This is a genomic window from Brevundimonas sp., from assembly GCF_046299595.1.
Classification (GTDB): Bacteria; Pseudomonadota; Alphaproteobacteria; order Caulobacterales; family Caulobacteraceae; genus Brevundimonas.
This window is the reverse complement of sequence record NZ_JBKBHQ010000001.1, coordinates 1,135,343-1,143,785: the sequence shown is the minus strand read 5'-3', so window position 1 is coordinate 1,143,785 and position 8,443 is coordinate 1,135,343. Positions and strand designations below refer to the sequence as shown.

Genomic DNA, 8,443 nt, shown 5'->3' with positions numbered 1-8,443 from the left:
TTCCACGGGTTTGAGCGGTTGGCGGGATTCGCGTTGGGCGCCTGCGCAGGCGCCGGGGTCTGCTGGGCGGCGTCAGGGCTCGCGGGGGGCGTGGCCTCCTGCCCGCAGGCCGTCAGCATCAGCACGAGGGTGGCGGCGGGAAGGGCAGACAGCCTTGGCATCAGGAACCTCATGAACCGCAAGGGGGCATGAGGCTAACTGTCGGAAGCAGGCGCAGGTTGCGTGCCCTGCCTCAATAGGCCTGTTCGGCATAGACCGTGGTGATGTCCCCGCCCCAGCGGCCGTGGAAGGCCTCCAGCAGGCGCTCGGCGGGCGTGAGGCCGGACTCGGCGATGTCCTCAAGCTCAGACAGATAGCCGCGCTCGTCCACCATGCCGCCCGAAAAGCGCGCGCGGTTCTTCAGCCCCTGACGGGCGATGGCGACCATGTCGCGCGCCACGTCCTGAACGCTGCGCCCGGCCACCTCGGCGCGCAGGCCAAGGCGCGTCACGTCCCGGCGCAGGCGCTCGTGATCGGCGATGTCCCAGCCCCTGCACAGATCCCAGGCGGCCGCCAGCGAGGGCGCGTCATAGAGGATGCCGACCCACAGGGCGGGCAGGGCACAGATGCGGCTCCACGGCCCGCCGTCCGCGCCGCGCATCTCGAGGTAGCGTTTCAGGCGCACCTCGGGAAACAGGGTGGTCAGGTGATCGGCCCAGTCGGACAGGGTGGGACGCTCGCCCGGCAGCGCGGGCAGCTCGCCCTTCATGAAGGCGCGGAACGACTGGCCGGAGGCGTCCAGATAGCGCCCCTCGCGCTTGACGAAATACATCGGCACATCAAGGGCATACTGGGCATAGGCCTCGAAGCCGAAGCCGTCGGCGAACACGAAGTCCAGCATGCCGGTGCGATCGGGATCGGTGTCGGTCCAGACGTTGGCTCTTGCGGACAGAAAACCGTTGGGCTTGCCCTCGGTAAAGGGCGAGTTGGCGAACAGGGCCGTGGCGATGGGCTGGAGCGCCAGGGCGGTGCGGAACTTCAGCACCATGTCCGCCTCGCTCTCGAAATCGAGATTGGCCTGGATGGTGCAGGTGCGCAGCATCATGTCGAGGCCGAGGTTGCCGACCTTGGGCATATAGGCGCGCATGATGTCATAGCGGCCCTTGGGCATGACGGGGATTTCGCTGCGCGACCACATGGGATCGAAGCCGAGGCCGAGAAAGCCGAGGCCCAGCTCGTCGGCCACCATCTTGACCTCGACCAGATGCTGGCCGGTCTCGGAGCAGATCTCGTGGATGTCGCGCAAGGGTGCGCCCGACAGCTCGAACTGGCCGCCGGGCTCGAGGCTGATCGAGGCGGAAAGGCCCTCGGCACCGCGCCGTTCCAGCGCGATCAGGTGCCCGCCTTCCTCGACCCGGCTCCAGCCAAAGCGGGTCAGGCCGTTCAGCATGGCCTCAATGCCGCCGGGGCCGCCATAGCCGGGGCGGCGCAAGCCGTCCTTGGCAAAGCCGAATTTCTCGTGCTCGGCACCGATGCGCCACTGCTCGCGCGGCTTGCTGCCCGCTTCCAGCCAGGCGACCAGATCGCCGATGGCGAGGGGCTCGTTCGGCAAGTTGGGATCGCTGTTGCTCAAGATGGCCCCCGGACGTCTCGTCCCGATACTGTGGCCGCTAGATGGGCGATAAAGGCGTCATGCTCAAGGGCCGCCGCGGCGCGCTGTTCAGGAAGGTGCGCCGCTCCAGTGCGGCACGCGCGCCTCGGCCCAGTCGCCCAGTGCCCCCTGCCACAGACCCAGCGCCACCATGGCAGCGGTATCGGCGCGCAGCACGCGCGGCCCCAGCGAGACGGGCACGGCGCCGTGCAGGGCCAGCAGGGCATCGCGCTCAAGCGGATCAAAGCCGCCTTCAGGCCCGATGACGATGGCCCAGGGTGCGCCAGCGGGGGTGTGTGCGCCCAGCGCCTCCAGCACCGGCGGGCCGCCGCGCTCGTCGCAGACCATGAGGTGCATGGGGCTGTGAGGGGCGGTCCAGCCGTCCAGCAGGGCGGACAGGGGCGCGGGCGCATCGATCTCGGGCACGTCCAGACGCTCGGTCTGCTCGGCGGCCTCCACGGCGATGGCACGCAGGCGCTCCATGCGCGGGCGCTCCGGCCCGGTGCGGCGCGTGGTGACGAGGCGGATGCGGCGCACGCCCAGCTCGGTCGCCTTTTCGATGACGCTCTCCAGCCTGGCGCGGCGGATGGTGGCCATGACCAGCTCGACCTCGGGCACGCCTGACTGGGGGCGGACCTGCTCTCGCGCGCGCAGCACGCAGCCGCGCTTCAGAACCTCGGCCATCTCGGCGCGCCATTCGCCGTCGCGCCCGTTGAACAGCAGCAGGGGATCGCCCGCCTTCAGCCGCATGACCTGGGTGAGATAGCGCGCCTGCTCGGGCTCGGGCGCGATCAGGGCATCGGGGGCGAGTGCGGGGGTGACGAACAGGCGGATCATGGCCCGCGATGATAGCGACAGCGCGCGGGCGGCACCACGGCGTCAGTCATGGCAAGGGCGGCCCGCGCTCGCCAGAATCCGGCACGCGCGCTCTAGAGGGGGCGAATCTCGCAGGTGACGGCGACCGTGGCGACCGAGTCATGGGCCAGGCTGGCGTTGCGCAGGACACTGGAGCGATGATCGCTGTGGCTCGACAGCAGCAGGCCGGTCTCGGCATCATGCGAGATGTCGAACTGGCCGAGATAGCGGATCTCGACGCCGCTGTTGGTGAAGGTGTCGCGGCCCTCGACCGTGATGGTTCCCGAAAATTCCCTGCTGGCCCGACCCTGGGCCATCCCTGCGCCGCGATAGGTGATGTCGATCACGCCGTGCAGGGGAAAGGGTATGTCGAGTCGGCCTATGACCCCTTCCAGCAGGGTCTGGTTCATGGCCGCGGAATAGTAGCTGTCGCCCGTGCCGTAGCGGCGTCCCAGAAGGGCCAGTTCGGGAATGTCCCGGGCCATGAACAGGGCCAGCTGCTCCGCATCGGTCAGCTCGGCAGCGATCAGGCCCGCGACGGCCGAGCCCGCGACCTCGGCAGCCATGACCGATCCGTCAGCGGCGATCCGGGCATCCAGCTCGATGTCGCCTTCGTCGGAGTCAAATCGCAGGATGAACAGATAGCCGCCGTCCCCGGCCGCTGCGGCGTGAAAGCGAACGGTTTCGCGCGTGGTCGCGGGCTGGCCGAGAGGCGCGCCGGTGCGGGCATCAAGCAGCACGCTCTGGCGCGTGTCGCTTGTGCACACCCTCTGCGCCGTGGTGGACAGGGTAGGCACATAGGCGGTGTCCTGCGCAGACACATCCGCTGCGCCGAGCACAAGCACCAGCCCGGTGGCACCCGCAAGCAAGCCCCTCATGGTATTTCCCCCGCATCCTGCCGCCCTGATGGCCACACGCCCCGGCTGTCGCTCATGCCGACAGTGGCTCTAAAGCGTGCGCGCGATCAAGAGCTTCATGATCTCGTTGGTGCCGCCATAGATGCGCTGGACGCGGGCGTCCTTGTAGAGCTGGGCGATGGGATATTCGGTCATGTAGCCATAGCCACCGAACAGCTGGAGCATCTCGTCGATGGTCTCGTTCTGGATGTCGGTGACCCAGTATTTGGCCATGGAGGCGGTGGCCGCATCGAGCTGGCCTTTCAGGTGCAGGCCGATGCAGTGGTTCACGAACACGCGCGCCACCGTCAGCTTGGTCTTGACCTCGGCCAGCTTGAACTGGGTGTTCTGGAAGTCGATGACGCGCCTGCCGAACGCCTTGCGCTCCTTGACGTAGGCAAGGGTCTCGCGCAGGCCGCGCTCGGCGGCGGCGCAGCCCTGCACGGCGATGTTCAGGCGCTCCTGGGGAAGCTGCTCCATCAGGTGATAGAAGCCCCGGCCCTCGCTCTCGCCGATCAGGTTCTCGACCGGCACGCGCACGTCGTTGAAGAACAGCTCGGAGGTGTCATTGGCCTCCATGCCGATCTTGTGCAGGTTACGCCCGCGCTCGAAGCCCTCCAGCCCGTCGGTCTCGACGCAGATCAGGCTGATGCCCTTGGCGCCTTCGGCCGGATCGGTCTTGGCGACCACGATGATGAAGTTGGCCTGCTGGCCATTGGTGATGAAGGTCTTGGAGCCGTTCAGCACATAGTGGTCGCCCTGGCGCACGGCGGTGGTGCGCACCCCCTGCAAGTCCGAGCCCGCGCCCGGCTCGGTCATGGCGATGGCACCGACCAGCTCGCCCGAGGCCAGCTTCGGCAGCCAGCGCGCCTTCTGCTCGTCCGAGCCGTAGTGCAGCACATAGGGCGAGACGATGGCGTTGTGCAGTGAGATGCCGAAATGGTCCGCGCCCTTCCAGCCGAGCTGGTCCATCAGCACGACCTCGTGGCGGTAGTCGCCGCCCATGCCGCCCCATTCCTCGGGCATGGACAGGCACAGCAGGCCCGCGCGGCCCGCCTCGTTCCACAGCTCGCGCGGCACCGATGATGCGGCGATCCACCGGGCGACCTTTTCGGGCCCGGCGTGCTCGTCGATCCAGCGGGCGACGGAATCGGAGAACATCGAGATGTCCTCCTCGGCCATGAAATCGGGGTGAGGCAGGCTGAGGGCGTTCATGTCAGGTCTCGTCGCTATGGGGGGGCAGCGTGGTGCCGGGCTGTCAGAACGCCTCGGCGGGAAGGGCCATCAGCACCTCGGCACCGGTCTTGAGCTTCCTGAGGTGGGCGTCGACGTCGGGCAGGATGCGCTCGACGTAGTAGCGGCCCGTGGCGATCTTGTTGGCATAGAACGGATCGCTGCTGCCCTCGTCGATCTTCGCCTGGGCGGCCTTGGCCATCAGGGCCCACATATAGGCCAGCGAGGCGAGGCCGAAGACGTGCAGATAGTCGCTGGAGGCGGCACCTGCGTTGTCGGGGTTCTGCATGCCGTTCTGCATCAGCCACATGGTCGCCTCCTGCAGGGCGGCCTTGGAGCTGGCCACGCCGTCCACGAAGGGCTTGAGCGGGCCCTCGCCGCCGTTCTCGGAGACGAAGGCGTCCAGTTCGGCAAAGAAGGTCATGATCGCGCGCCCGCCATTGGCCGGCAGCTTGCGGCCCACCAGATCCAGCGCCTGAATGCCGTTGGCACCCTCATAGATCATGGTGATGCGCGCATCGCGCAGCGACTGGCTGGCGGTGAAATGCTCGGTATAGCCCGAGCCGCCGTGCACCTGCATGGCCAGAGACGTGACATGGAAGCCCCGGTCGGTCAGGAACGCCTTCACCACCGGGGTGATCAGCGCCATGTAATCCTTGGCCTTCTGGGCGGTGGCCTCGTCGTCGGACTTCTGCAGGTCGGCCTGAAGCGCGGTCCACAGGATGAAGGCCTGCCCGCCCTCCACATAGGCTTTCGATTCCAGCAGCATCCGGCGCACGTCCGGGTGCACGATGATCGGATCGGCGGGGCCGTCGGCGTTCTTCGGACCCGTCAGCGAGCGGCCCTGCAGGCGCTCGTTGGCGAAGGTGACGGCGGCCTGATAGGCGTTGGTGGCAATGGCGAGCCCTTGCAGGCCGGTGCCGAGGCGCGCTTCGTTCATCATGACGAACATGGCCGCCATGCCGCGGTTCTCCTCGCCGACCAGCCAGCCCTTGGCGTTCTCGTAGGCCATGACGCAGGTGGCATTGCCGTGAATGCCCATCTTGTGCTCGAGCCCTGCGCACTGGACGCCCTCGTTGCGCTCGCCGAGGCTGCCGTCGTCGTTGACGAACACCTTGGGCACCACGAACAGGCTGATGCCCTTGATGCCCTCTGGCGCGCCCTCGATGCGGGCCAGCACCAGATGGATGATGTTGTCGGTGAAGTCATGCTCGCCCGAGCTGATCCAGATCTTCTGGCCAGTGATGGAATAGGAGCCATCCTCGTTGGGCACGGCCTTGGTGCGGATCAGGCCCAGATCGGTGCCGCACTGGGGCTCGGTCAGGTTCATGGTGCCGCCCCACTCGCCCGTGGCCAGCTTGGGCAGATAGCGGTCCTTCAGCTCGTCGGAGGCATTGGCGTGCAGGCCAGCATAGGCACCGGCGGTCAGGCCCGGATACATCGAGAAGGCCGGGCTGGCGGCGGCGGTCATCTGGCCAAAGGCCATGGCCACGACCGCAGGCATCCCCTGTCCGCCGTATTCGGGATGGGCGTGCAGCGAGGGCCAGCCCGCCTCGACCATCTGCTGATAGGCTTCCTTCCAGCCCGTGGGTCCGGTCACGACGCCGTTGTTCCACTTGCACCCTTCCAGATCGCCCGCGCGGTTGATCGGGGCGATGACCTCCTCGGAGAACTTCGCGCCTTCCTCCAGGATCTGGCCCACCAGGTCCGAGGACATCTCGGTGAAGGGCGGCTGGTTGGTCAGGGCGTCGATGTTCAGCACTTCGTCGAGGATGAAGCGGAAGTCGCGCACGGGGGCTTTGTAGGCCATGGGATCAGGCTCTCGCTTTGTGGGTGTCGTGGTCGTCCAGCAGGCGGGCACGCAGGACGGTTTCATAATCGTCCGCGCCGGGCAGAAGGTCCGGGCGGTGTTCGGAAAGGCGCTTTTCCATCGCCTCGCAGGCGGCCTCGGCCATCTTGATGGCCTCGTCGAGGTCTTCGCGCTGGCGCTTCAGCGCCTCGACCTGGGCACGATGACGGGGCAGGGCGACCGCCATCTGGTGCACATTGTGGTCCTTGCGATCATAGAGATCCAGCATCTCCTGGATCTCGCTCAGGGTGAAGCCGATGCGGCGGCCCCGCAGGATCAGCTTGAGCCGCGCGCGGTCGCGGCTGGTGTAGACGCGGGTCTGGCCCTTGCGTGCCGGGTTGAGCAGGCCCTTGTCCTCATAGAAGCGCAGGGCCCGCGCCGTGGCCCCGAACTCGCGGCACAGCTGGCGGATCGAATAGGTGGGCAGATCGTCGTGGGCGCTCATGGCCCCAGTGATAACTTGACGTGCGCGTAAGGGGAAGCTTTTTTGCGCGCCTCGCCGCCGCAAATCGCATCAGTCCGGCACGGCAAAGCCATAGGCCTTGCGTGCGTCCTCCAGCGCCGCCAGCTTGGCATGAAATGCGCTCCAGTCGTCGCGCGCGGCGATGGCGTCCCACAGGGCCTCCACCTCGTCGATCAGCATCTCCTCGGGCTCGGGCCGGTTGAACACCGCGTGCTCCAGCCGTTCGGGACGCTCGGGCTCAAGGGCGAACAGGGCGGTGCGCAATGCCTCGAAGGCCTCGCCCGCATAGAGCGGCGCACGCGGCGAGGACAGGGCCCTTCTCGTTGACGAAACGCCCGCGAACCAGTCGAAGAACAGGGGCTCGAAGCGCAATGCCGGCCCGCCCTCGCGCAGAAGGCGCAGGGCGCTGTCCACCAGGGCCTGATCCTGCGGTCCGCCCGAGGCGCGCACGCCGAAGCGCCGGGCGATGGCGACGCGCAGGGCCTCGATGTAGAGCCCGCCAAAGCGGTTCAGTGCCTCGGTCAGCGGCTCGGCATCGGCCACGAGGCGCAGCGCCCCGCCCAGCTGGGTGAGCGCCCAGAACACGGCCTCGGGCTGGCGGGCAAAGGCATAGAGGCCGGTCTGGTCGAAATAGGCTGCCGTGAAACCCGGCTCGTAGTGGGGCAGGAAGCGCCACGGGCCATAGTCGAAGCTCTCGCCGGTCACATTCAGATTGTCGGTGTTGAGCACGCCGTGCACGAAGCCCGCCGCGACCCACTGGGCGCTCAGACGCGCCGAGGCCTCGACCACCGCACCCAGCAGGCCCACGGGGTCGTCCTCGGCAAGGTGCGGATGATAATGGCGCACGACATGGGCGGTGAGCGCCTCGATCTGGTCTGTGCGCCTGAAATAGGCGGCGCGCTGAAAGGTGCCGAAGCGGATGTGGCTGTGCGACAGGCGCACGAGCACGGCGGCGCGGGTGGGCGAGGGCTCGTCGTGACGCTCCAGCTCCTCGTCGGTCTCGATCAGGGACAGGGCGCGCGAGGTCTTGACGCCGAGGGTCTCCAGCATGGCCGCCGCCAGCACCTCGCGCACGCCGCCCTTCAGCGTCAGGCGCCCGTCCCCCGAGCGCGACCAGGGCGTGGTGCCCGAGCCCTTGGTGCCCAGATCCATAAGCCGCCCGCGCCCGTCCAGCATCTGGGCCAGAAGAAAGCCGCGTCCGTCGCCAAGATCGGGGTTGTAGTGCCGGAACTGGTGGCCGTGATAGCGCATGGCCACTGGGGCGGGCTGGCCCTCCAGGGGCTCAAAGCGGCCAAAGTGGCGCACGAAGGCCTCGTCGGACAGGTGCTCCAGGCCAATCTCGGTGGCGGCGCGGTCATGGCGATGTCGCAGCACCAGATTGCCGAAGCGCGCAGGCTCGACCTGATCGGCATATTCGCCTCCGAGTTGAAAGAAGCGGGGCGCGGGCCGATAGGGCGTTAACTCTGTCATCACACCGCGCAAGGTGTGCACTGGCGCGCGCTTTGGCAATGCTGTAG

At 67.7% G+C, this 8,443-nt stretch carries 7 protein-coding genes; all 7 read right to left on the bottom strand.

What is annotated here, in order from left to right:
• Positions 1–232: 232 nt before the first annotated feature.
• Entirely contained in the window at positions 233–1,591 is a 1,359-nt protein-coding gene (locus ACK4E3_RS05710) for a glutamate--cysteine ligase (protein ID WP_409701110.1), read from the bottom strand.
• A 108-nt stretch (positions 1,592–1,699) separates the two neighbouring features.
• Positions 1,700–2,467 (bottom strand): 16S rRNA (uracil(1498)-N(3))-methyltransferase, encoded by a 768-nt coding sequence (locus ACK4E3_RS05705; protein WP_409697606.1) that lies wholly within the window; start codon positions 2,465–2,467, stop codon positions 1,700–1,702.
• Between the two features lie 92 nt (positions 2,468–2,559).
• Positions 2,560–3,363: a hypothetical protein gene (locus ACK4E3_RS05700; protein WP_409697603.1), complete on the bottom strand. Its 804-nt coding sequence runs from the start codon at positions 3,361–3,363 to the stop codon at positions 2,560–2,562.
• Positions 3,364–3,432: 69 nt separating this feature from the next.
• Entirely contained in the window at positions 3,433–4,596 is a 1,164-nt protein-coding gene (locus ACK4E3_RS05695) for an acyl-CoA dehydrogenase family protein (protein ID WP_409697600.1), read from the bottom strand.
• A gap of 43 nt (positions 4,597–4,639) precedes the next feature.
• The gene (locus ACK4E3_RS05690) at positions 4,640–6,424 is read right to left on the bottom strand and encodes an acyl-CoA dehydrogenase C-terminal domain-containing protein (RefSeq protein WP_409697597.1); all 1,785 of its coding nucleotides are present in this window, start codon (positions 6,422–6,424) and stop codon (positions 4,640–4,642) included.
• A 4-nt stretch (positions 6,425–6,428) separates the two neighbouring features.
• Positions 6,429–6,908, bottom strand: a complete 480-nt coding sequence (locus ACK4E3_RS05685; protein WP_409697594.1) for a MerR family transcriptional regulator — start codon at positions 6,906–6,908, stop codon at positions 6,429–6,431.
• 69 nt (positions 6,909–6,977) lie between these two features.
• Complete coding sequence (locus ACK4E3_RS05680) at positions 6,978–8,396, bottom strand: protein adenylyltransferase SelO family protein (RefSeq protein ID WP_409697591.1); 1,419 nt, start codon at positions 8,394–8,396, stop codon at positions 6,978–6,980.
• Positions 8,397–8,443: the final 47 nt, after the last annotated feature.